The sequence below is a fragment of the Sphingobium sp. ZW T5_29 genome (genome assembly GCF_044987515.1).
Classification (GTDB): Bacteria; Pseudomonadota; Alphaproteobacteria; order Sphingomonadales; family Sphingomonadaceae; genus Sphingobium.
Map to the genome: position 1 here is coordinate 1 of NZ_JBJDRM010000014.1, position 23,006 is coordinate 23,006.

Annotated in this window: 26 protein-coding genes and 1 pseudogene; 16 read left to right on the plus strand and 11 right to left on the minus strand. The window is 61.1% G+C overall.

Translation table 11 applies throughout. The annotated features are described in order from the left end of the window. A pseudogene (locus ACI3KQ_RS12620) lies at positions 1 to 127 on the plus strand (IS5/IS1182 family transposase); the annotation flags it as partial. 844 nt (positions 128 to 971) lie between these two features. Next, a complete protein-coding gene (locus tag ACI3KQ_RS12625; protein WP_404958118.1) occupies positions 972 to 1,739 on the plus strand; it encodes a hypothetical protein in 768 nt (255 codons plus the stop codon). Positions 1,740 to 1,980: 241 nt separating this feature from the next. Here ACI3KQ_RS12625 and ACI3KQ_RS12630 read toward each other — a convergent pair whose 3' ends face one another. After that, complete coding sequence (locus tag ACI3KQ_RS12630) at positions 1,981 to 2,241, minus strand: hypothetical protein (protein ID WP_404958120.1); 261 nt, start codon at positions 2,239 to 2,241, stop codon at positions 1,981 to 1,983. A 253-nt stretch (positions 2,242 to 2,494) separates the two neighbouring features. On the opposite strand from ACI3KQ_RS12630, the gene ACI3KQ_RS12635 reads away from it, so the two are divergent. The 6 genes from ACI3KQ_RS12635 (at position 2,495) to ACI3KQ_RS12660 (ending at position 6,586) form a co-directional block, all read left to right on the plus strand. After that, a complete protein-coding gene (locus ACI3KQ_RS12635; RefSeq protein ID WP_404958121.1) occupies positions 2,495 to 2,677 on the plus strand; it encodes a CsbD family protein in 183 nt (60 codons plus the stop codon). A gap of 174 nt (positions 2,678 to 2,851) precedes the next feature. Next, entirely contained in the window at positions 2,852 to 4,192 is a 1,341-nt protein-coding gene (gene glmM, locus ACI3KQ_RS12640; RefSeq protein ID WP_404958319.1) for a phosphoglucosamine mutase, read from the plus strand. Beyond that, a complete protein-coding gene (locus ACI3KQ_RS12645; RefSeq protein WP_404958122.1) occupies positions 4,192 to 4,416 on the plus strand; it encodes a DUF1272 domain-containing protein in 225 nt (74 codons plus the stop codon). The genes glmM and ACI3KQ_RS12645 overlap by 1 nt, the downstream gene beginning before the upstream one ends. Continuing rightward, a complete protein-coding gene (thiD, locus tag ACI3KQ_RS12650; RefSeq protein WP_404958124.1) occupies positions 4,413 to 5,174 on the plus strand; it encodes a bifunctional hydroxymethylpyrimidine kinase/phosphomethylpyrimidine kinase in 762 nt (253 codons plus the stop codon). The genes ACI3KQ_RS12645 and thiD overlap by 4 nt, the downstream gene beginning before the upstream one ends. Next, on the plus strand, positions 5,167 to 5,766 hold the full coding sequence (locus ACI3KQ_RS12655; protein WP_404958126.1) for a ribonuclease HII: 600 nt from the start codon (positions 5,167 to 5,169) through the stop codon (positions 5,764 to 5,766). Before thiD ends, ACI3KQ_RS12655 begins: the two co-directional genes overlap by 8 nt. Before the next feature lie 115 nt (positions 5,767 to 5,881). Then, the gene (locus ACI3KQ_RS12660) at positions 5,882 to 6,586 is read left to right on the plus strand and encodes a L,D-transpeptidase family protein (protein WP_404958128.1); all 705 of its coding nucleotides are present in this window, start codon (positions 5,882 to 5,884) and stop codon (positions 6,584 to 6,586) included. A gap of 343 nt (positions 6,587 to 6,929) precedes the next feature. On the opposite strand, the gene ahpF is transcribed toward ACI3KQ_RS12660, so the two are convergent. The 3 genes from ahpF to betI all read right to left on the minus strand — a co-directional run bounded on the left by ahpF (position 6,930) and on the right by betI (position 10,004). Next, a complete protein-coding gene (gene ahpF, locus ACI3KQ_RS12665) occupies positions 6,930 to 8,510 on the minus strand; it encodes an alkyl hydroperoxide reductase subunit F (RefSeq protein ID WP_404958129.1) in 1,581 nt (526 codons plus the stop codon). 162 nt (positions 8,511 to 8,672) lie between these two features. Continuing rightward, positions 8,673 to 9,236 carry an alkyl hydroperoxide reductase subunit C gene (gene ahpC / locus ACI3KQ_RS12670; protein WP_167301942.1) on the minus strand — a complete coding sequence of 188 codons (564 nt, stop codon included), beginning with the start codon at positions 9,234 to 9,236 and terminating at the stop codon, positions 8,673 to 8,675. Positions 9,237 to 9,341: 105 nt separating this feature from the next. Next, positions 9,342 to 10,004, minus strand: coding sequence for a transcriptional regulator BetI (betI, locus tag ACI3KQ_RS12675; RefSeq protein WP_404958132.1), 663 nt, complete (start codon positions 10,002 to 10,004; stop codon positions 9,342 to 9,344). A 98-nt stretch (positions 10,005 to 10,102) separates the two neighbouring features. Between betI and ACI3KQ_RS12680 the strand changes: the two genes are divergently transcribed. After that, positions 10,103 to 10,576 carry a hypothetical protein gene (locus ACI3KQ_RS12680; protein WP_404958134.1) on the plus strand — a complete coding sequence of 158 codons (474 nt, stop codon included), beginning with the start codon at positions 10,103 to 10,105 and terminating at the stop codon, positions 10,574 to 10,576. Here ACI3KQ_RS12680 and ACI3KQ_RS12685 read toward each other — a convergent pair. Beyond that, on the minus strand, positions 10,573 to 10,917 hold the full coding sequence (locus tag ACI3KQ_RS12685; protein ID WP_404958135.1) for an ArsR/SmtB family transcription factor: 345 nt from the start codon (positions 10,915 to 10,917) through the stop codon (positions 10,573 to 10,575). The two genes, ACI3KQ_RS12680 and ACI3KQ_RS12685, sit on opposite strands and share 4 nt — an antisense overlap. Positions 10,918 to 11,203: 286 nt before the next feature. Here ACI3KQ_RS12685 and ACI3KQ_RS12690 point away from each other — a divergent pair, with 286 nt between their 5' ends. After that, a complete protein-coding gene (locus tag ACI3KQ_RS12690) occupies positions 11,204 to 12,328 on the plus strand; it encodes a site-specific DNA-methyltransferase (RefSeq protein ID WP_404958137.1) in 1,125 nt (374 codons plus the stop codon). 143 nt (positions 12,329 to 12,471) lie between these two features. Continuing rightward, entirely contained in the window at positions 12,472 to 13,593 is a 1,122-nt protein-coding gene (gene folP / locus ACI3KQ_RS12695; protein ID WP_404958139.1) for a dihydropteroate synthase, read from the plus strand. Between the two features lie 19 nt (positions 13,594 to 13,612). Here folP and ACI3KQ_RS12700 read toward each other — a convergent pair whose 3' ends face one another. Together ACI3KQ_RS12700 and ACI3KQ_RS12705 are read right to left on the minus strand one after the other, a co-directional pair. Then, positions 13,613 to 14,248: a hypothetical protein gene (locus tag ACI3KQ_RS12700; protein WP_404958140.1), complete on the minus strand. Its 636-nt coding sequence runs from the start codon at positions 14,246 to 14,248 to the stop codon at positions 13,613 to 13,615. An 88-nt stretch (positions 14,249 to 14,336) separates the two neighbouring features. Then, the gene (locus tag ACI3KQ_RS12705; RefSeq protein ID WP_404958142.1) at positions 14,337 to 15,785 is read right to left on the minus strand and encodes a sigma-54-dependent transcriptional regulator; all 1,449 of its coding nucleotides are present in this window, start codon (positions 15,783 to 15,785) and stop codon (positions 14,337 to 14,339) included. Positions 15,786 to 15,933: 148 nt separating this feature from the next. Here ACI3KQ_RS12705 and ACI3KQ_RS12710 point away from each other — a divergent pair, with 148 nt between their 5' ends. The 5 genes from ACI3KQ_RS12710 (at position 15,934) to ACI3KQ_RS12730 (ending at position 18,958) form a co-directional block, all read left to right on the plus strand. Next, a complete protein-coding gene (locus ACI3KQ_RS12710) occupies positions 15,934 to 16,059 on the plus strand; it encodes an aa3-type cytochrome c oxidase subunit IV (protein WP_404958144.1) in 126 nt (41 codons plus the stop codon). A gap of 24 nt (positions 16,060 to 16,083) precedes the next feature. After that, positions 16,084 to 17,202 (plus strand): NAD(P) transhydrogenase subunit alpha, encoded by a 1,119-nt coding sequence (locus tag ACI3KQ_RS12715; protein ID WP_404958146.1) that lies wholly within the window; start codon positions 16,084 to 16,086, stop codon positions 17,200 to 17,202. Positions 17,203 to 17,271: 69 nt separating this feature from the next. Further along, on the plus strand, positions 17,272 to 17,541 hold the full coding sequence (locus ACI3KQ_RS12720) for an NADP transhydrogenase subunit alpha (protein ID WP_404958148.1): 270 nt from the start codon (positions 17,272 to 17,274) through the stop codon (positions 17,539 to 17,541). Beyond that, entirely contained in the window at positions 17,538 to 18,215 is a 678-nt protein-coding gene (locus ACI3KQ_RS12725; RefSeq protein WP_404958149.1) for a hypothetical protein, read from the plus strand. Before ACI3KQ_RS12720 ends, ACI3KQ_RS12725 begins: the two co-directional genes overlap by 4 nt. Before the next feature lie 50 nt (positions 18,216 to 18,265). After that, positions 18,266 to 18,958: an aspartate/glutamate racemase family protein gene (locus tag ACI3KQ_RS12730; protein ID WP_404958151.1), complete on the plus strand. Its 693-nt coding sequence runs from the start codon at positions 18,266 to 18,268 to the stop codon at positions 18,956 to 18,958. Positions 18,959 to 19,024: 66 nt separating this feature from the next. Here ACI3KQ_RS12730 and ACI3KQ_RS12735 read toward each other — a convergent pair whose 3' ends face one another. From ACI3KQ_RS12735 to ACI3KQ_RS12750, 4 genes are read right to left on the minus strand one after another with little or no spacing between them, the layout of a single operon-like run. Next, positions 19,025 to 20,017 (minus strand): type II secretion system F family protein, encoded by a 993-nt coding sequence (locus ACI3KQ_RS12735; protein WP_404958152.1) that lies wholly within the window; start codon positions 20,015 to 20,017, stop codon positions 19,025 to 19,027. Positions 20,018 to 20,033: 16 nt separating this feature from the next. Continuing rightward, entirely contained in the window at positions 20,034 to 21,032 is a 999-nt protein-coding gene (locus ACI3KQ_RS12740) for a type II secretion system F family protein (protein ID WP_404958154.1), read from the minus strand. Positions 21,033 to 21,062: 30 nt separating this feature from the next. Beyond that, a complete protein-coding gene (locus ACI3KQ_RS12745) occupies positions 21,063 to 22,346 on the minus strand; it encodes a pilus assembly protein CpaE (protein ID WP_404958156.1) in 1,284 nt (427 codons plus the stop codon). 1 nt (position 22,347) lies between these two features. Next, entirely contained in the window at positions 22,348 to 23,004 is a 657-nt protein-coding gene (locus ACI3KQ_RS12750) for a CpaD family pilus assembly protein (protein ID WP_404958158.1), read from the minus strand. Positions 23,005 to 23,006 lie beyond the last annotated feature (2 nt).

The window sequence follows — 23,006 nt, forward strand, 5'->3', positions numbered from 1 at the left end:
CTTCAGCAAACTCAAGCATTTCAGAGCTGTCGCCACCCGATACGACAAGCGAGACGACAATTTTCTCGCCTCCGTCCAGCTCGCCTCAATCAGGATATGGTTGCGGCATAATGAGTCGGTGACCTAGAGTGGCCGCATGGCCGATCAGTTGGTGCGTTTTTCCAGAGCCAGCGCCCGCGCTTACATAATAAATCGTCGCGGTCGTCATTCTTCAATTCAGCCCCTGAAAATTCGCCTCCGTCGTTACGGCGGCACCCACGCAATATACTGAAAATGTTACGATAATTATCTAAGATATAGGGATTGCGTAACGCGAAAAGTTGAGGAATTGATTAAAAACGAGGCAGGTGGGAGTGCGAAATGCCTGCGCCAGCAAGGCGTGTTGCACTTCCTCGCCGCGTTTTTATGGATTTGTGGACCGCGCTGCGCAGCAAAGCGGTTGAGCAAAGCCATCTGGGATTGAGCTTATTGCGGGAGTTTGCGTCGCAATCAGGCCAAATCGCGGATGTGTCTGCGCCCAACTGGCATATTTCGCATGTCTTCCGCTTCGCTCGCGCTCGCAGAAGCCAGCTTCCCGCGCGCAGCGCCTGATGTTGGCAAGTCCAACATCACGCCCAAGCGCTTGCGGTCAGCGATTTTCAATTCCTCAATCGAAAGCTGCGGAGCAGCAATGTTGGGTTCGCGGCAGCGTTTTCGGTGTGAGTGCCGCCGTAACGGGCAACACCTTGTTAACGGTCGCGGCCTAATCTGATCGTTCGCGCCGATCACTGTAGTGGGGGCCGTCGCGATAGCTCTTTGAATGCTCAGGAAAATCCATCGCGAGAACAAGCAGCGCGTTTGCAAATGCGTGTCCGTCCATTGGCGTCATGTCGTGACGATGGGCCGCATGGAGAACAGGCGTTGCCACAACCGCAGGGTCAAACCTGCATCCGCCAGTGGCAGCGCTGCAACGCTCAGACATAGGAGATTTTATGAGCACAGAAGACGTGAAGAATACCTTGTTGAACCTCGTTTCTCAGTTCACCACGCGAGTGGATGACGACGAGAAGACGATCAGGAACCTTGAGGCCCAAGGCCATAAGGTGACGTGGGAACAAATCCAGGAGGCGTATGGCATTGCCCAGCGCATCTTGGCCCCAACGAACCAGACGGTCTATGAAGCAATCCTCACGGATTGCGGCATCCCCAAGGCTACTGAAAAGAGCAACCGTTGGTTGCCCGTCACGAAGCTGCTGTATGGCCGTTGGAACTCCGCAAGGACGGAATTCGTGCTGAACCGCAGTGCTGAAAAGTATGCCTGTTCATTCAGGTATTTCGAGACCAACGGTATCCCTGCGAGCGGCGTCGCCGCATATGTTGAGGCGTTTAACGACCCTCATCATGGCGCGCATCTCAAGGGGATTGAAGCTGCGGACCGTGCGACGAATGGCAGGACCAAGGACGATGCAAAGATCGAACGCCTCAAGCGAATCGGTCTGAGCCGCGTCAATCCTGACATTGTTCGCATCAAGCGGCCTGACTGCGTGCCTACGGGTAAGCAGAATGGCTATCTGTGGTTCGAGGTGGAAGGCGACGAGATTGTCGTGCTGGGTTACGATGAAATCAAAATCCAGCAGTTCGACCAGCTTGCACTTCGCAAGGGGCGCAAGATTGAAGCTGACAAGCGTGCGAAAGCTGACGCGGAAGTCGATGCGATCGCAAGCGGAGGAAGCTCCAGTGAGGTATCTCAGGCTGCGTAAAAGCGCCAAGGGGGTGGAGGCAGCAATGTCGCCATCCCCTTTTTCGCGTCTTCACTCTTCGTGAAATGCGGCCTCGTCGCCGCGCGGCGATCAGGAATTATCTACATAGTAAATTTGCAACAGAACGATGATCGCGCCATCCATCTAAAGATGGTCTGCCTGAACGGCATCGACACCGTGCGTGATGGATATATGTGGGTAGAATGGGAGTCTGCCTTCCAGATCGAAGGCTGATAGGCGATTAGTTTGATCGCGGCTGCAACTTGCCAATATAGGAGACGCGGCGGGCCTTTTCCGCTTCCTTCTTCTGCTTCTGGTGGTCCTTCACCGACTGCATGGCTTGCTTCGCTATGTCCACATCGCGCTTTCTGGCGGCAACCAGCGACTGCTCAGGTGTCATGGGTTTTTTGGGCTTGCGCGGCTTTTTGGGTTTGATCGTAGCGAACTCGTAGAATCTCATGCCGTATTTATGCCGCCTCACTCTAATGAATTGAAAAAACACGATAATTTTCAATATTATTACACGTATCTTACACGTGTGTGTTAAAATTATCATTATATCTTTGATATTACATGATAATGTTTGAGGCTCGAACTAGCGAAGCGCTAAGCGTTTCCTCCAAACAAATTTCAGGAAGGGCCGGCATTTGTCGGCCCTTTTCTTTTGTCTGCCATCCATTCCGTTTCCGAATCGGAAGCAACTTCCTCCGGGTTTGTCCGTTGATTCAACAACCTCAATCGACAGGAGATATTCGATGGGCGAACTGACAGACAAGCTGAAGGCTGCAGGCAACAAGGCTGCGGGTGCCACCAAGGAAGCCATAGGTCGGCACCAGCGTGACCCAGAACTCGAAGCCGAAGGTCGCGCGCAGAAGGCGAAGGGCACGGCTCAGAATGTCAAAGGGTCGATCAAGGGCGCTCTGGGCGACGAAATTTGATTAAAAGGTGACAGGAGGCCCCATGCAATTGGGGCCTTCTTGCATGCGGGTAATTGCCGCCCCCGTTCTCATCCCCCCGTTTTCCTCCCCGGTGCCTGTATCCCGCGCTCTCCCCGGTGGAAAGTCCGACAAAGATCGCTATGGATGCAGAGAGATCAGATCGGACAGGGAATCATGGGCAGGCGATATTTCGGCACTGACGGCATCCGGGGCCGCACCAACCAGTGGCCCATGACGGCGGAACTGGCGATGAAGGTTGGTATGGCGGCCGGGAAATATTTCCAACGCGGCAGTCACCGCCATCGTGTCGTTATCGGCAAGGATACGCGGCTGTCTGGCTATATGGTGGAAAATGCGCTGGTTGCTGGCTTTACCGCCGTAGGTATGGATGTCGTCCAGTTCGGTCCCATCCCGACCCCGGCCGTTGCTCTGCTTGCTCATTCTATGCGGGCCGACTTGGGTGTCATGATCTCGGCCAGCCACAACCCCTATGCGGACAACGGTATAAAGCTGTTCGGCCCTGACGGCTATAAGCTGTCGGACGAAGACGAATTGAAAATCGAAGCGATGCTTGAGCAGGATATCCCGCTTGCTCCATCGGCTGAAATTGGCCGCGCCCGGCGCGTCGAGGACGCTCGTGGACGCTACATCCACGCAGTCAAATCGAGTTTCCCCGCGGACCTTCGGCTCGATGGCCTCAAGATCGTCGTCGATTGCGCCAATGGCGCCGCCTATCAGGTCGCCCCATCGGCGCTCTGGGAATTGGGGGCTGAAGTCGTTGCCGTCGGAGTGTCGCCAAATGGCGTTAACATCAACGATCAGTGCGGGTCGACTTCGCCCCTGCTTTGTCGGGAGACGGTCGTTTCGTCAGGGGCTGACATCGGTATCGCCTTGGATGGCGACGCAGATCGATTGATTGTCGTGGATGAAAAAGGCCAGATCGTCGACGGCGACCAGATCATGGCCCTGATCGCGCGCAATTTCGCGCAGGACGGGGCTTTGCGTGGCGGCGGACTGGTGGCGACCGTCATGTCGAACCTGGGGCTGGAACGCTATCTTGCCGGGCACGGCATCGGCCTTGAACGGACCAAGGTCGGTGATCGCTATGTGCTGGAGCGGATGCGTGAAGGCGGGTTCAACGTTGGCGGCGAGCAGTCTGGCCATATGATCCTCAGCGACTATGCGACGACCGGCGACGGTACTGTCGCGGCCTTGCAGGTGCTGGCTGCGCTGGTCCGTTCGGGCAAGTCCGCCAGCGAATTGCTGCATCAGTTCGACCCAGTCCCGCAACTGCTGAAGAATGTGCGTTTTTCAGGTGGAAAACCTTTGGAAAATGACGACGTGAAACGTGTGATTGCCCAAGCGGAAACGGAACTGAATGGTTGCGGCCGCCTGGTCATCCGCCCTTCCGGGACAGAGCCTGTCATTCGCGTCATGGCCGAAGGGGATCGGGAAGAGCAGGTCAGGGACGTTGTCGATCGCATTTGCGAGGCTGTAGCCCGGGTCGCGGCCTGATGCTGGAAATGCGTCCAGATTGCGAACGGTGTGGCGCGGACTTGCCGGCGGACGAACCGGGCGCGTTCATCTGTTCCTTCGAATGCACCTTTTGCGCGCCATGCGCAGAGGCGCTGGATGATCGCTGTCCCAATTGCGGCGGCGAACTGATGGATCGGCCTGCGCGAACGGGTGATGCTCTCGTCCGTCATCCCGCGACTGCGCAACGTTACCACAAGCCATGACCGTTCCGCGTATTCTGGTCATCGCCGGTTCGGATAGCGGAGGCGGCGCTGGCATTCAGGCGGACATTCGCACCGTGACCTTGTTGGGCGGCCACGCCATGACCGCGATCACAGCGATCACCGCGCAAAACACGGTGGGGGTTCAGGGCGTGCATGCCGTCCCGGTCGAGATGGTGCTGCGGCAGATGGAAAGCGTCATCAGCGATATCGGTGTCGATGCAGTCAAGATCGGCATGATCGGTTCCGCGGAGACTGCTGCCGCCGTGGCTGACAGGCTGGCGATGCTGGCCAATGTGCCCATCGTCTTCGATCCTGTGATGATAGCGACCAGCGGCTCCGTGCTGGCGGATGCGGCCACGATCGCATCGTTCGAGCGGTTGATGGCAATCGCCACGCTGACCACGCCCAATATACCGGAATTGGCTGCGTTAGGCGGGGATGAGATCGCCCTCCGTTTTGGCACGCATGTCCTTGCGAAGGGCGGGCATGGCGAAGGGCCGATGCTGACCGACCGGCTGATTGGTCCGCACGGCGTGCTGAAAGCATGGAGCAACGCCCGGATCGAAACGGTGCATAGCCATGGCACCGGCTGTACTTTGGCCAGCGCGATCGCAACCGGCCTGGGACAGGGGTGGGATCTGATCGACGCCATTGAGCGCGGCCGCAAATATGTACGCGAAGCGTTGAACCTTGCTCCCAAACTAGGGCAGGGACGCGGCCCGATGGGGTCACCGTTCGGATTTCACGGCCATGCCTGATTTCATGCATGAACTGCGCCACCATCCCGGCCTTGTCGCCGGGGTCGATGAAGCGGGTAGGGGACCGCTCGCGGGGCCGGTGGTCGCGGCGGCTGTCATCCTGCGGCGCGACGATTGCCCCGACGGGCTTAATGACAGCAAGCAACTGACAGCAGCCCGGCGCGCCACGCTTGAAGGAGAAATCAAGGCGCGAGCGCTCTGCTGGGGGATCGGCATCGCGTCCGTCGAGGAAATCGACAGCATCAACATCCTGTGGGCGACCATGCTGGCGATGACGCGCGCCATGGAAGCGTTGGATCGGGATTGTGCCCATGTGCTGGTCGATGGCAACCGTTGTCCCCAATGGCGCTGGAAATCCACCGCCGTGGTGGAGGGGGATGCCAAATGCCTGTCTATCGCGGCGGCGTCGATTCTGGCCAAGGAAGCGCGGGACCGGATGATGGTGCAGGCGGCTGCCGACCACCCCCATTATGGCTGGGAAAGCAACAAGGGCTATGGCAGCGCGAAGCATCTGGCGGCGCTGCGCGAACATGGGCCAACGCCGCTCCATCGCCGCAGCTTTTCGCCCGTCGCGCAGTTGGCGTTTCTGTAGGGCAAGCCTGTCCCACGACGGGATGAAAAGCCGACATCTGCGCATCTTTGGACTGGCGACGTCCGGGCTTATGGTTAAAAAAGCCTATATGCGTTTTGTGCAAAGCCTTTCCCTTATGGCTGCCCTTGCCCTTGCGCCCCAGACGCAAGCCGCATGGGGGCAGGTGGTGGATGCCGGACAGCTGACGGTCGGAGGATATCGCTGGCTGGAGGACGGGCCGCTCGAAGGGCCGCTCTACCTGATCATCAGTATCGAGCGGCAGGCGATCCATGTCTATGACGGCGATCGTTTGGTTGGTCTGGCCAGCGTATCCACGGGGGCTAGCGGGCATCGGACGCCGACGGGGGAGTTTTCCATCTTGCAGAAGAAGGAATGGCACCGGTCGAACCTTTACAGCAATGCGCCCATGCCATTCATGCAGCGGCTGACCTGGGACGGGATCGCGCTGCATGCGGGGCACAATCCGGGTTATCCGGCGAGCCATGGCTGCATTCGCCTGCCTACCGGTTTTGCGCGAAAACTGTTCAGCATGACGCAGATCGGAACGCTGGTGCGCGTCAACACGGATGAAATAAGACCGGCGCTGATGCTGGACAAGCTGGTGCTGTATGATCCCGGCACAACGATCGTGACGTTCACGCCAAGCGCGCAGCCCCAACCGGTGCAACAGGCTACCGTAGCTAATGAGGCTGTGGTGGTGAAACAAGCCCCAGCGGCGGCACCCGTCGCGCCTAGGCAGAAAGCGGTCGAACTGGCAATCCGGGATGCCCCGATGCTGACGGTCGATCCCGGCATTTTCCGGCCACGATTGCGGCGGTGATGGTTGGCCGAATGGCATCTCAGCCGGATACGCAAAACAAGTAGGACGTGAGAGCGCGAACGGGAAACCCGACCTATTGAAGAGAGCAATCCTGACCAGCGCCGATATTGGGCCCGCTTTGTCTCCGGTGCTGTTCCGCCACGCAATACTGTCGTGCTCCTGCGCAGGCAGGAGCCCAGCCCACCGCATGAAATTGGAATGCGTCTGCAGGAGCACTTATCCATTATGGCCGCAATGGTTAGAAGCGGTCTTCTGGCTATGTCGTGCGTACGCAATTAAAGAAGCGGTCGGCACCGGGCCTGGGACCGACCGCTTCCCAACCCCCCGCTCAGGGGTTGTCTCGTCAGGCTGCTTCGGCCTCTTGCGCCGAAGCTGGCAGGCGGATCAGATGGTCGAACGCTGACAGAGCTGCCGTCGAACCGGCTCCACAAGCGATCACGATCTGCTTGTAGGGCACCGTCGTGCAGTCTCCCGCAGCGAATATACCCGGCTGACTGGTTTCGCCGCGAGCGTCTATCTCAATCTCGCCGCGCGGTGAGAGGGCGACAGCGTCTTTCAGCCATTCCGTGTTCGGAACAAGCCCGATCTGCACGAAGATGCCTTCCAGTTCGACATCGTGCTCGGTTCCGTGGTTCCGGTCCTTGTAGCTAAGACCCGTCACCCTGGTCCCGTCGCCATCCACCTTCGTGGTGAGCGCCGACGTGATGATGCGGACATTGGGCAGGCTGGCGAGCTTGCGCTGCAACACCGCATCCGCGCGCAACTGGCTGTCGAACTCGATCAGCGTCACATGGGCGACGATGCCAGCGAGGTCGATTGCCGCCTCGACGCCGCTGTTCCCGCCGCCGATCACTGCCACGCGCTTGCCCTTGAACAGCGGGCCGTCGCAATGCGGGCAGTAGGCCACGCCCTTGTTACGATATTCATCCTCGCCCGGCACGCCCATCTGCCGCCACCGCGCCCCGGTGGACAGGATCACCGTGCGCCCCTTTAGCGACGCGCCATTTTCCAGCACCACCTCATGATAGCCGCCTTCGCTCTTGGCCGGGATCAGCTTGGCCGCCTTTTGCAGGTTCATGACCTCGACATCATATTCTTTCACATGCTGTTCCAGATGCGCGGCGAGCTTCGGCCCTTCGGTATGGGGGACCGAGATGAAATTCTCGATCGCCATGGTGTCGAGCACCTGACCGCCGAAACGCTCCGCCGCGATACCTGTGCGGATGCCCTTACGCGCCGCATAGATCGCCGCCGCAGCGCCAGCGGGTCCGCCGCCGACGATCAGCACCTCGAACGGCTCCTGGCCACGGACCTTCTCGGCCGCCCGATCCGCCGCGCCGCTGTCGATCTTCGCGACGATCTGCTCCAGCTCCATGCGACCCGAAGCAAATGGTTCGCCGTTCAGGAAGACCGCAGGCACCGCCATCACCTGACGTGCATCCACCTCTTCCTTGAACAGCGCACCGTCGATCGCGACATGCTTGATCCGTGGATTTAGCACGCTCATCAGGTTCAGCGCCTGCACCACATCGGGGCAGCTTTGGCACGACAGCGAGAAATAGGTTTCGAAACTGAAGTCCCCGTCCAGTGCCTTGATCTGTTCGATCACATCCTGCGCCGCCTTGGACGGATGGCCCCCCACCTGCAACAGGGCAAGCACCAGCGAGGTGAACTCATGCCCCATTGGAATGCCTGCGAAGGTCACGCCGATATCGGTGCCCACCCGCCGGATCATGAAGCTCGGCTTGCGCTTGTCATCGCCGGAGGTCACGGTGACCTTGTCCGACAGCTCTGTAATCTCGTTCAGCAACCCTTCCAGTTCACGCGACTTCGCGCCTTCGTCCAGCGACGCCACCAGCTCGATCGGCTGCGTGATGTTCGCCATATAGGTCTTCAGCTGACCCTTCAGATTTGCGTCCAACATCTTCGTAGCTCCATTGAATTGGCGCACCGCCCAGGGGCACGCAGGTCCGCTTGCCGGACAACACGACCCAAAGGCCCGGCATGTCAGCGGTCAAATTGTCAGGTAAAACCCCCGCCGGGCCGGGGAGTTGCTCAACCCGGCCCGGCGAAAGGTCAGGTTTGCTTAGATCTTGCCGACGAGGTCGAGCGAGGGAGCCAGGGTTTCTTCACCCTCTTCCCACTTGGCCGGGCACACTTCGCCGGGGTGAGCGGCGACATATTGCGCAGCCTTGACCTTGCGAAGCAATTCGGTCGCGTTGCGGCCGACGCCTTCCGAAGTGATTTCCATGAACTGGATTACGCCTTCGGGATCGACCAGGAAGGTCGCGCGGTCAGCCAGGCCCACGCCCGGACGCATCACGTCGAAATTGTTGGTGATCTGGCCCGACTGGTCGCCCAGCATATAATAGTTGATCTTGCCGATCGCGGGCGAAGTGTCGTGCCATGCCTTGTGGCTGAAGTGGGTGTCGGTCGAAACCGAATAGACTTCCACGTTCAGCGACTGCAGCGTCGGGTAGATGCCTGCCAGATCTTCCAGCTCGGTCGGACATACGAAGGTGAAGTCGGCGGGGTAGAAGAAGAAGATCGCCCACTTGCCCTTCACGTCCGCGTCGGTGACATCGACGAACTTGCCTTCCTTGAAAGCGGTCGCCTTGAACGGCTTGATAGTGGTGTTGATGAGAGCCATGGGCTTTCCAGTTCCTTCTTAGGGTTGCTGTTGCCCGGCCTATGTAGGGATGGAGACGAGTCGGGGGAAATTGCTTTTCTCACCCGGTCATATTGAGAAAAGCGATCACTGACCGTTTGATCGATCGACAGGATCGCCCCTCGGCTTCTCAACGATGTAGGTCATCGCTTCCTCTACCATGGCGAGCGCTTCCTCCGTCGAGAATGTCGATGAATCCAGACACAGCTCCAGCCAAAGCCCGTCCAGCATCGCCGTTAGGGCGATGGCGGCGACCCGGGCGGCGGGGCGGGGGATTTGCGGTGCGGCTTCCCTTAACAGCACCTCCAGCCGTTCACGCGATCCGCCATAGGTTTCGGCATGTGTGGCGGCGATTTCGGGGTTCGTTTTCACCAGGCTCCAGAATGAAATCCAGGTCGCCAGCAAATTGGGGTCCAGCATCGGTGGCTGAAAATTGGCGCGCAGATAGGCCCAAAGGCGCGCGCGGGGGTCGGAACCAGCCTCTGCAACAGCCTGCTCCATGGCGGCGGCGACCTTTTCGCCGACGTCGCGGTAAGTGGCCAGGATCAGCGCTTCGACACCGTCGAAATAATGGGTGAGCAATCCGGCCGACACGCCCGCGCGGGCACAGATAGCGCGCACGGACGTTCCGCCCACGCCCTTTTCGGCTAGGCATTGCGCGGTCGCTTCGATTAGCGCCTGTCGCCTGACGTCTGCCGATTCCCGGACGAATCGTGCCCGTGCCTGGCCTGCGCGAGGACTTTTCGCCATCTCCACGTCTCTTTTCCTGTCGTCATGGATGTCCAACGCCCATGGATCGAACATGAGCGTTCACCCGTTTGAGCAAGCGAATGCAAGGGGAAAGATAGATGAAGTCGAAGCTGACCCACAATCCTGCCCTGCCGATGATGTTGGGACTGCTGTTCCTTACCGGTTGCTCCAAGGCGGTGGACAATCAGGCGGCGGCTGACAATGCGGTGCAGGCCCCGGCGATAGAGGTGCTTGATGACCCGGATACGCCCCGGGTCGGCAACCAGGACGGGGCGGCGGAAAGCCCGACGGATACCTGGGTCGGGCGCTGGGCTGGTCCAGAAGGTCTGTTCCTGGATATCCAGCCTTCTTCGGACGGACGGCCCGACCATGTTTCGATAACCAACCGCGATACATTGGACCGGCAGGCGGAATATTCCGGGGTGAGCGACGGCGCGACCATCCGTTTCATGCGCGATGGAAAGGCTGTCACCATCAGGCCAGGGTCAGGCGCGGAGACGGGCTTCAAATATCTTGCGGACAAAACAGACTGCCTGATCCTGGTGCCCGGACGTGAAGGCTATTGTCGCTAGGCCGGTTCAGCCAATTCTTCCAGTGCGGTAAATCGCTGCGACCATAAAGCGCCGTATATGGCCATCCACTGGACAACAGGGGCCAACCCCTTCACTCGCGCACTATAATAGGTTTCCCGCCCCGCCTTGCGCGCAGTTACCAGGCGCGCGCGCTTCAGCTTTCCCAGATGACGCGAGACCATGGGCTGCGACACTGCGGATATGGCGGTCAGGGCATGAACGCTCTGTTCGCCCTGCCTGACCAGATATTCCAGCAGCGCCCGCCTTGTTCCGTCGGACAGAGCCTTGAACAACTCATCGCAAGCGGCGCTACGGTCGCCATGGGAAGGGTGATTATCCATGCACAATCCATAACCATAAAGTTATTGGTTGATCAAGATTGACACCCAATTTCGTGCGGGAAGGCGCATTAACCAAAAAAACTTCGACCTGCGTAAACGCTGAGTCTTTTGTGCCACACCACCTTATATAGAGTCCGGTGCCGACTAAGGGACTCAATATGTCGTGGCTACTCCATTCGTTCTTTCCAGCGCTGACGGATTGTCAGCAATAAACGCTAAGGCGCTGATCTTGACGGCGGACTCTGGAGGACTCAACGCTGGTTCCGTAACGAATGGGGGTCCGGCAATGGGTGTGATGGAGCGCGTCGCGACGCGGCGTAAAAGGGCGGTTGCGCCGGTTGAAATAGAGGCGGATCGCCTGCTGCGTGGCGACTGCATTTCCGAAATGGCCAAGCTGCCTGATGGCTGCATCGACATGATCTTCGCTGATCCGCCTTATAATCTGCAGTTAGGTGGCGACTTGTTCCGGCCCGAAGGCGGGCGCGTGGACGCCGTCGACAATGATTGGGACAAGTTCGACACGCTGGGCGCCTATGACCGCTTCACCAAGGCATGGCTACGCGAGGCGCGCCGCATTCTGAAGCCGGACGGCAGCATCTGGGTGATCGGCAGCTATCACAACATCTTCCGCGTCGGCACGGCGTTGCAGGACGAAGGCTTCTGGATCCTGAACGACGTCATCTGGCGCAAGGCGAACCCGATGCCCAATTTCAAGGGTACGCGATTCACCAATGCGCATGAAACGCTGATCTGGGCCAGCCAGGGCGAGGATGCCAAATATACGTTCAACTATAAAGCGATGAAGACGCTGAACGACGAATTGCAGATGCGGTCGGACTGGGTGCTGCCCATCTGCGGCGGTCAGGAACGGCTGAAGCGCAACGGGACGAAGGCGCATCCGACGCAGAAGCCCGAAGCGCTGCTCTATCGCGTGTTGCTGGCCTGCACCAAACCGGGCGACGTAGTGCTCGATCCGTTTTTCGGCACTGGCACCACCGGTGCGGTGGCCAAGCGTCTGGGGCGCAAGTGGATCGGCATAGAACGCGAAGACAGTTATATCGAGGTCGCGCTGGAACGGATCGAAGCAGCGCTGCCACTCGACGAGTCTGCGCTGACCATCATGCAGAGCGCCAGGGCGCAGCCCAAGGTCGCGTTCGGCACTTTGGTGGAAACCGGTTATCTGCAGCCGGGCGCGGTGCTGATGGACAGCAAGCGCCGCTGGCGGGCGGAGGTGCGGGCCGACGGGTCGCTGTGTGTGGGGACCGATACAGGGTCGATCCACAAGATGGGCGCCACGCTGCAAAATGCGCCGAGCTGCAATGGCTGGACCTTCTGGCATGTCGAGGTCGAGGGCAAGCTGCAGCCGATCGACACGCTGCGGCAGACCTATTTGCTGGCCAACGAACCTTGAGATGATGTGGTACTCTCGCGACGGCGGGACCCCGGTCCTGCCGACCGTTCGCCCCCCCCCCCCGGTGGGACCTCCGTTACTGCCTTCGTGGAGCACGTTATCGCGTTAAGGGATGCGCGCCTTATCTGCCCTTAGGATAGTCGATGCTGCACACCATACCCCCCCATGCCCGCCTCTACCTGAAACCCGCATGGTTCGTGCCGACGCCGATCGGGTTGGCGGACGGGTCGGCGGCGCGGATGGGCAATGGCCTGATCTGGTTCCAGGGTTATGAACTGAGCGCTTTCGACGGCGCGCGGCGGATTGCGCGGGGCGTGGTGCCCGTGGCGGGCTTTGACGAGGCGATCGCCGCGCTGCCCGCTGCACTGGCAGAGCGGGCGCAGCGGCTTGCGGCTAACGTCTCGGCGATTCGCGCGCCGCTGGCGCTGGGCGAGCGCACGATCCGATTCGATGGGCCGCAGGTGATGGCGATCCTCAATGTCACGCCGGACAGCTTTTCGGACGGCGGCAAACATGGTGATGACCCCCAGGCTGCTGCCGACGCTGGCTTTGCCATGGCGGCGGCAGGTGCGGCGCTGGTCGATGTGGGCGGCGAATCAACACGCCCCCGCGCGGCCAGGATATGGGAAGGGGATGAAATCGCCCGCGTCGTGCCGGTGATCGAACGCCTGGCGGCGGCAGGCGTCGCGGTGTCCATCGACACGCGCAAAGCCGCCGTGATGGAAGCCGCTCTTGCAGCCGGAGCGAAGGTGATCAACGATGTCAGCGCGCTGCTCCATGATCCGCGCGCGATGGAAGTGGCGGCAAGGGCGGACTGTCCCGTCATCCTGATGCACGCGCCGTCGGCAGGCGATGATCCGCACGATAATGTGGCAGGCTATGCCGATGTGGTCACGGATGTTTTCGACATGCTGGAATGGCGCGTCGACGCCTGTGTGGCTGCCGGAATCGCGCGGGAAAGAATCATGGTGGATCCGGGCCTTGGTTTTGGAAAGTCGCTGGCGGACAATCTGGCTCTGGTGAACGACCTGGCCATTTTTCAGGGGCTGGGCGTGCCCGTGCTGTTCGCTGGAAGCCGCAAGCGATTGATCGGTGCCTTGTCCAACGAAGCGCCGACGTCGCACCGTCTGGGCGGATCGATCGCCCTGGCTTTCCGCGCCGCGCAACTGGGCGCGCAGATGGTGCGGGTGCATGATGTGCCTGAAAGCGTTCAGGCGCTCCGGCTGTGGCGGGGGCTGGCGGACGCGGGGCTGAGCGCGGTTTAGGCTGTAGCCGCCACCATTGTCATTCTGCTTCGGCGGCGGTTCCGTTATCCACCTTATCAGGCGATGCTATCTTTTGTGCAGTCGCCCCCTGAGGCGCGAAGATTTCCAGACTGTCGAGCGCTCGCGCCGCGATAGCCTGATATTGTTCGCTCAACATTTCGGGATAGGCGAATGTCGCGATGACTGTGCCGCCTTGCGGCTGGCGCAGCACTCGGATGGCGACATTGTTGCCGTCATTGTCATTGGCGGTGCCGCGATATTCATTGTCGCCGATAAAGTCGCCATCGACCCCCTCAGCTCCGCTGCTGACCTTCTCGACGATCTGCTGCAACGTCTGGTCGCCGCGATCATTCTGCCAGAAAACCCGTATATTGGCGCCTGCGCCGGGGTCTTCAAAAACCGCTCCATCGGCATTGCTGGCCGATGCATCCTTTTGCCATCCTTCGGGGAAGGTCACTGAAAAGCCTCGCTCCATATTGACATAGTTGCGGCTTTCCACGTCATCTGCCTTTGCGGTGGCCAGGGCGCTGGCGGCAGCGGCATTGGCGGCAGCTGCCAGTTCCTCCTGCGTCGGCATGTCCTCAACCGGTTCGGCACGGCCGCAGGCGACCAGCAGCAAAAGGGAAAGGCAGGCGGCAGGGGGGAAGATTTTCATCTCCCTTCCAAAGCATAGCCGCCCCGATATTTCAACGCCGCAACGACCCGTTGAACGACGAGGTGACGATTAGTCCGGGCTGGCGCGTTCAGGCGGCGCTGTCGATACCCAACTCCGCCAGCTTGCGGTAAAGGGTGGAACGGCCAATGCCCAGTCGCCGGGCGACTTCCGTCATGCGCCCACGATAATGGCCGATGGCGAGGCGGATGACGTCCGCTTCGATTTCCGCGAGCTGGCGCACATGGCCGTCGCCTTCGAACAGGGTGATACCGGCCGCCTCGCGATGGCTTTGCGGAACAGCACGCAGGCGGGGATGGGGGGATTCGCCCAGCGCACGAGACCGGATGTGGCTCGCAATCTGGGGAAAGTCCTGCGGCGTCAGGGCATCGCCCTCGCACAACACCGCCGCGCGGAAGAGGGCGTTCTGCAATTGGCGGACATTGCCCGGCCAGTCATGCTGCATCAGCAACGCCAGCGCGTCGTCCGTCAGGCCAAGGCTGTGCAGTCCCGGCTGGGTTGCGATCCGCGCCAGCAGATGACGGCACAGCGCCGGGACATCGCCCAGCCGATCGCGTAGCGGCGGCACGGTCAGTTGGACGACATTCAGCCGATAATAAAGATCCTCGCGGAAGCGGCCTGCCTCTATTTCGTCAACCAGCCTCTTGTTGGTGGCGGCGATCACGCGCACATCGACGTGGAAAGGTCGGCGCGCGCCGATGGGCTGCACTTCGCCATCCTGCAAAACCCGCAACAATTTCACCTGAGCGTCCAGCGGCATTTCGCTAACTTCATCAAGGAAGATCGTTCCCGCGTCGGCGCTCACAAATTTGCCGACATGGCGGTCGAATGCGCCGGTGAAGGCGCCGCGTTCGTGCCCGAACAGGTCGGATTCGACCAGGTTGGCGGGAATCGCGCCGCAGTTCACGGTGATCATCGCCTGTTTGTGTCGGGGTGATGCTGCGTGGATCGCGCGGGCGATCACGTCCTTGCCAACGCCGCTCTCGCCCTCGATCAGCACAGGAACGCGGGCGCGCGCCGCCTTGGCCGCGATGGCGAGTGCGGCGCGGAACTGGGGCGCGGCTCCGACAACATCTTCGAAGGACAGCGCGGCGGAAATCTTCTCGGTCAGCGGGCGCAGTTCACCCTTGCCATGTTCACTCGACAAGGTGGCGTTGAGAGCGGCGAGCAGTCGTTCCGGCGCAACGGGCTTCGACAGATAGTCGGTCGCCCCTGCGCGCATCGCTTCAACGGCGACGGCCACGCTGTTATGCGCGGTCAGGATCAGGATCGGCAGCGCGGGGCGGCGGCTGCGCAGTTCGCGAACGAGGCCTGCGGGTTCATAGCTGGGGCTCCACTGGTCCAGCAGCACTGCGTCGAGCCGCATGCCGTCCTGCGTGCCGAGCATGGCAATGGCGGTGTCGCCGTCATTGGCGAATATCGTGCGCCATCCGGCGCGCGCGGCCAATGCCGACACCAACCTGCGCTGCGCAGGCTCGTCATCTATCAGCATCAGCATGGGTACGCCGTCGCGAGCCATTTCGCCCCTCGTGTTGAATTGGAGGCAAAGCCTAGCCGCTGGGAGTAAAGGCGGCCTTAACCGGAACGTTTTTTCCGACGTTTGCGGCTTGAGGGGGGGCAGGCTTGGCGATAAGAGGGCGCTCGAAAATGCTGACAAGGGGACTGACATGGCGTCGGAAGGAAATATGGACAGCGCGAACCAGACCTATTCTGGGTTCGTGTCCTTGGTGAAGTGGGGCACGATCGTGACGGTAATCCTGACCGCGGTCGTCGTTCTGCTGATTTCCGGCTAGGGCACGCGCCGACAGGGGATGCCAATGAAGATAGCCATCATCAAGGAACTCGCGCAGGGCGAACGTCGCGTCGCTGGCACGCCGGAAACGGTGAAGAAGTTCAAGGCCTTGGGCGCTGACGTCGCTGTGGAAGCAGGCGCGGGGCTGACCGCCGATGTCGCCGACGCGGACTATGCCGCCATGGGCGCAACCCTGGGCGATCGTGCAGCCACAGTCGCGGGCGCGGATATCATTCTGGGCGTGCAGGGTCCCGATGCCGCCAGCATCGCAGGCGCCAAGCCGGGCGCATGGATCGTCGCCGGACTCAACCCGTTCGTTGAACGGGCGCGCGTCGATGCCTATGCAGCGGCGGGTTATGAAGCGCTGGCGATGGAGTTCATGCCGCGCATCACCCGTGCGCAGTCGATGGATATTCTCTCATCCCAATCGAACCTGGCCGGGTACAAGGCGGTGCTGGACGCGGCGGCTGAATATGGCCGTGCCTTTCCGATGATGATGACGGCGGCTGGCACGATTTCGCCCGCGCGCGCTTTCATCATGGGGGTTGGCGTCGCGGGCCTCCAGGCAATCGCCACAGCCAAGCGCCTGGGTGCGCAGGTGTCGGCGACCGATGTCCGCTCAGCGACCAAGGAGCAGATTGAAAGCCTCGGCGCGAAGGCGATCTTCGTCGAAAGCGTCGCGGGGATCGAGGGAGAGGGCAAGGGCGGCTATGCCACCGAAATGTCCGACGAGTACCGGCAGGCGCAGGCTGATCTGGTGTCCAGCCACATCGCCAAGCAGGACATCGTCATTACCACCGCGCTGATTCCCGGCAAACCCGCTCCTCGCCTCATCACGGATGCGCAGATTGCATCGATGAAGCCGGGCAGCGTCATCGTCGACCTCGCCGTGGAGCAGGGTGGCAATGTCGAAGGCGCGATTCTGGGCGAAGTGGTGGAGCGTCATGGCGTAAAGATCGTGGGGCACAAGAATGTGCCTTCGCGCCTTGCAGCCGACTCTTCGGCCCTGTTCGCGCGCAACCTCTACAACTTCCTTTCCGCCTTCTGGAACAAGGACCAGAATGCGCCCGTGCTGGATGAAGAGATTGGCAACGCCATCCGCATCACCCAGGGCGGCAAGGTCGTCAGCGAACGGCTGCTCTAAACCCTTGTCAGGCTCTCTCTCCATGGGGGGAGAGCCGATGGGCACAAGCGATCAGGAGGGCGGAGACGAATGAACGCTTTCCTGGTCATTCCATTTATATTGGCCTGCATTGTCGGCGGCCTTGCCGCCATCCGCATCCCGCGCAAGGAAGGGTTGGCGCTGGCCGCCATCATATTGGTCCTGTGCGCTAGTGGATTGGCTGGTGCGCTGATCGTCGCCGCCGAAGCAGGAAGCGTTGTTGCCCGTTACCTGGGCCTGACCGCGCTGCTGTTCGCCAGCGCGGTGCTACCGGGCGCGATCATCGCGATCCGCCGCGTCGGTAGAGGGGGGCGGCCATGAGCGGCGATGTGGACGCCGTCATCGTCGGGTGGGCATTATCGGCACTGCTCTTCTTCCTGTCCCTGTGGAAATATGAGCCAGAGATCAGTCACAGGCGGCGGCATGCCGCCAGTGCTGGCGCGCTGGTCCTTGCGGTTGCGGCGATTTACGGCGCGGATATCGTGAACCTGCCCGAAATTGCGGGCACGCTGGCCATCGGCGCATCGCTGGGGCTGGTGCTGGCACGCGGGGTGCGACCGCAGATGTTGCCGACTTTGCTGACCGTATTTTGCGGCGCGATTGGCCTCTCCATGCTGTGTGCGGCGCTTGCCGCCTATCTCAACCCCAATGCTTTTGGCCTCATGCCGGTGCGGGGCGACGGCGTAACCTGTTGGGCGCTGTCGCTTATCTGCGCTGCGGCGGCGACTGGCGCGCTGGCGTGGGCGGTCGCCGTGGTTGCGATATTCGCACACCGGGGCGGGCCAAGCGATCAGGCGAGGCGGACCATGTTGCTGGCGTTAGCGGGCGGCCTGGCGGGCTGCTCCGTGACGGCCTTGGCATTTCTGCTGGAGCATGCGGGGCTGGTCGTGGCCGGGGGGCTGGCGGGTACAGCCGGGCTCCTGTTGTCGGTGCGCCTCCATCGCGGGTCGGGCAGGAAGGGCTTGCCCCGGCGCGGCGGCGTGCCTAACCCTTGAGCGGCGACGCAGGGGAGGCTTCCTGCCGAGACTTGGGGGTAAGGCGTTACATGAAGAAACTCGGTCTGATCGGCGGTCTTAGCTGGACGTCCACCGCGCGCTATTATCAGATCATCAATCAGGCTGTGAATCGCGCCAAGGGCGGGCAACATAGCGCGCCGTTGCTGATCGAAAGCCTGGATTTCGCCGATATAGGCCGGTCCGGCACTGCGGATGAATGGACCCATGCGGGGGAGGTTTTGACCGCCTCCGCGCGGCGTTTGGAACAGGCGGGTGCCGCTGCCCTGCTGATCTGTGCCAACAGCATGCACCGTGTCTATGACGATGTACAAGCGGGCGTTGGCATTCCCATCATCAACATCGCCGATGTCGTCGGCCAGAAGATGAAAGCCGACGGGATCAGGAAGGCGGCGCTGATCGGCACGCGCAATGTCATGACCGAAGGCTTTTACCGCAAGCGGCTGGTATCGCACGGCATTTCGCTATTGCCGGCCGATCTGGAGCTGGCTGAACGGATCGACCGCATCGTCTATGAGGAACTGACCCTGGGCAAGGTGAGCCGCAGTTCCGAACGCTATATGAAATCGGAACTGACCGATATCGCGAAGGAGGATGTGCAGGCGGCCATCCTTGCCTGCACCGAACTGGAAATGATCGTCGATGTACGCGCCAACGTCCTGCCGATCTATGATGGCACCGCCATCCATGCACGGGCGGGGGTCGATTTCATCCTGAGCGATTAAAATGCCGGACGCGGTAAAGGGGGCGCTGGCAAGCGCCCCCTTACGTGCTTTCCCATTCTTCGCCGTTTAAAAGGCCGTGCTGATCGAACAGGCGGCCGGGCCCAGAATGACGACGAACAGGGTCGGCAGAATAAACAGGATCAGCGGGACGGTCATGATGGCGGGCAGGCGTGCAGCCTTTTCCTCGGCCCGCATCATCCGTTCGTGGCGGAACTCCGCCGATAGCACGCGCAGCGCCGAAGCGAGCGGGGTCCCGTATTTTTCGGTCTGGATCATGGTTGTCACCACGCCCTTGATCGCTTCCACCTTCACGCGCGTGGCGAGATTTTCAAACGCCATGCGTCGTTCGGTAAGGAAGGACAGTTCGATGGCGGTCAGCTGGAATTCGTCGCCCAGCTCCGGGTAGGCCTTGCCCAGTTCCCGTGCCACCCGGCTGAAGGCGGCATCCACTGTCAGGCCCGCTTCCGCGCAGATCACCAACAGGTCGAGCGCGTCGGGTATGCCCTTGCGGATCGCAGCCGCGCGCTTCTGGATCTTGTTATCGATGAACAGGTCGGGGGCCTTGTAGGACAGCAGCAGCGCCACGGCGAAGGCCATGAACCGCTTTGCGCCACCCCAATCCGGGAAAGTCTCCAGGCCATAGAGCATCAGTGCAGCGGTCCCGCCGACGACAATCGGCAACACCATCCGACCAAAGATGATGGCGACAGCCCAGTCCTTGGACCGGATGCCAGCCTGCCCCAGCCGGATTTGGGCTTCCTTCAACTGGTCGTCCTGCAGCACCTTCAGGCTCGACAGGAATGACCGCATCTGGTCGGTCGTCTGGTTCTTCTTGACCAGCTTCGCGCGACGGCGGGCGGTGGAGGCGGTGATGCCCGCCTTCAACTGTTCACGCCGTTCGTTCAGCGCCTTGACCCGTTTGGCCATCGGGTCGCGCACTGTCGTCACCGCATAAAGCGCGAACAAGGTGGCTAGGGTGGCCAGCGCCGCGAGCAAAGTGCCGATGTCAGTCGCGGTCATGCCGAACAAGGTGCCGCCGGGGACGGGAGCGGATTCCATGATTATGTCCTTCCCATCAAATTTCGAAGCTGATCATCTGCGCCATGATGAAGGCGCCAATGCTCATCCAGCACATGCCGCCGATGCCGATCACCTGCATCAGCGACAGGCCGAACAGGCCCGCCGGGTCGGGGGTGAAGAACGGCGACATATAGTCGAAGTTGATATAGCAGATCATCCCGAACACCAGGAACGGCAGCGCGCCGATGATGTAGGCCGAAGCCTTGGATTCTGACGACATGGCGCGAATCTTGAGCTTCATCTGCGAACGCTGGCGCAGCACCGTCGCCAGGTTGGACAGCGTTTCAGCCAGGTTGCCGCCGGTTTCCCGCTGGATGGCAAGGCTGATGACGAAAAACTGGAATTCCGGCGTGTCCAGACGATCGGCCGTTTCCTGCATCGCCTGATCCATCGTCTTGCCAATCTTGATGCGTTCGGTGATCAGCTTGAATTCTTCACCCACAGGGCCCGGAACTTCGGATGCCACGACACTGAGCGTTTCAGAGATCGGCAGGCCAGAACGCAAGCCACGCGTCATAAGCTCGAGTGCGTCCGGGAATTTGCTTGTGAACCTCAGCACGCGCTTCGTGATCAGGCGACCGACCCACATATGCGGCAGGCCCAGACCTGCCGCCAGGCTGAGCATAACGGCCAGCAGGGGCGGGTAGCCACGCATGAACATCAACGCGCAGACCACGAGGGCAATGACGGCGCAGGTGGTCATATAGTTGTTGAGCGTCCACTTCTTGCCCGTCGCCTTCAACCGTTTCGTCAGGTTTTCCGGGTTGGGGACAAGCGACGTCAGCATCTTCATTTCAGCGCCGGTCTGGCGATTGGATATCGCCTTGCGCATCCGCGCTTCCAGGATCGCGTCATGTGAGCCGCCGTGGCGTGCGCGGATGAGACCGACGCGGCGCCTGCTTGCCTTCCCGACCGACGGCCCGGAAATGGCCATGGCGACCATCCCGAACAGAGTCAGCAGCAGCACCAAGAGCAGGAAGAAATTGCCGTCCATGTGATAGCCCGTTCCGTGAGGGAGTGCCGCTTAGTTCTGCGCCGCAACCTTGCCCTTACGGCGGACAGGGATGCGCGATTTAAGGCCCGCAATCTTGCCGAGCAGGGAGTCGCCCTTCTTTGTCGGCTTGCCGTCGCCTTCATCCTCTTCCGCCGCGCCGATAACCGCGTCGAGCAGGCTGACGCAGGCCGCGCCAACCTTGTTGCCCTTTGCGGTTTCAGCCAGGGTCTTGCCCAGCTTGGCCGACTGGGCGGCGATGCGCAGGTCGAACGGGATCAGGATGTCGATTTTGCGTTCGATCGACGCTTCGAAATCCTTGCGGCTGATTTCCGGCACGCCGGGATGGACCCGGTTGGCGACGACCAGCACGCGCGATTGCGGAGCGTTGCTCTTCAGCCAGGACAGGACGCGGATCGAATCGCGCGCCGCAGCCAGCGTCAGTTCAGTGACGACCACCGTGACATTGGCATCCCCCATAAGATGTGGGTGCTGGATCAGCATGTTGCGCGGCAAATCGATGACGGTGCATTCGAATGCGGACCGGAATTCTTCCAGCAGCTGATAGAAAGCGCCGCCGTCCGTCAGCATCGGCTGATTGATCGGTGCTTCGGCCGACAGAATGGCGAGCGTTTCGCTGGCGCGGACCATGGCGCGTTCAATGAACAGGCCGTCGATACGGCTGGGATTTTCGATCGCATCGGTCAGGCCGCGACCCGGTTCCAGATCCATTGCCAGCGCCGCGGTGCCGAAATGGACATCCAGGTCGAGCAGGGCGGTTGGACGCTGATGCTTGGTGCTGAGCAGCCAGGCGAGCGACGTCGCGATACTGGAAGCCCCTACGCCACCGCGCGTACCGATGACCGCAGTGGTGATATGGGTATGTTCGGGCGCGGCATCGCGTGGTGCAAAGAACACCGCCTGCGCTTGCGCCAGCGCCTCACGCAGCTGGTCAGCACCAAATGGCTTCAACAGATAATCCTGTATGCCGCTGGCCAGCAGGTCGCGGTACAGGCGCACGTCATTGACCTGCCCGGCTGCGATCACCACCGTTCCGGGCTCACAGACTTCGGCAAGGCTGTTGATGTCGTTGAGCGGGTCGCCGCTTTCGGACATGTCGACGAACAGGATTTGCGGGCTGGCGGTGACTGACAGGCTCTGCACTGCATTGCGCATGCCGCCCTTGTTCACCTTTTCAGGGGCCCATCCCATTTCGGCAACGATGACCGACAGCAGGTCGTGGCTGTGGTCGTCGCATACGAAGGCGTGGAAGGGATCACGCTGGCCGGTCATTCCGGGTTTCCAGGGCGCGTTCATCTCAATTGCCTCCATATTGGGATTTAAGTTCGCCCGATCCGGTCGGCGTTTTTTCGCGATAGGTGGAAATCGCGCGGTTCGATGTCGCGGTGCGCAGGTCGCTGTCGCTGCTCTGGCCACGGACCAGATCTTCCGGGTCAGCGATCATCGCGGCCAGATTGCCGTTCACGCCACAGCCGAAATTGGCCGATGTTCCCATCTGCATGCTGCTTTCGGCCTTGTCCGACCAATCGGGACAGCCAGGAACGCTCGCACTGGCGCGGCGCACGATCAGGCGGACGCTGCCGTCAGGAGCCTGTCCCGCAGCAGCGGAGCTGTCTTCGCCGATCAACATGCCCCGGCGGCCCAGAACATCGGCGATGCCTTCGCGCAGGGACGGGCTGTAATATGCGCCGTCAGTGACCAGTGCGACCTTGTCGCCATAGCCAAGGCCAATCGAGGCGAGCCAGTCCTGCAGGCGGACCGCCTCGGTTGCCGTAAGACCGCCATCGGGTCCTGCCTGCACGTCATAGGTGAAAGCGGTGTGGCTGACGACCGGCTGGTGAACCGATTCGAGGCCGCGATTGTCATGCTGGCAAGCGGCGAGCGGCAGGGCGAGCAGCGCAAGCGCGCTGACGCGAAGCATCGTCCGGGACGCACGGGTAATGGGTGACATCATGA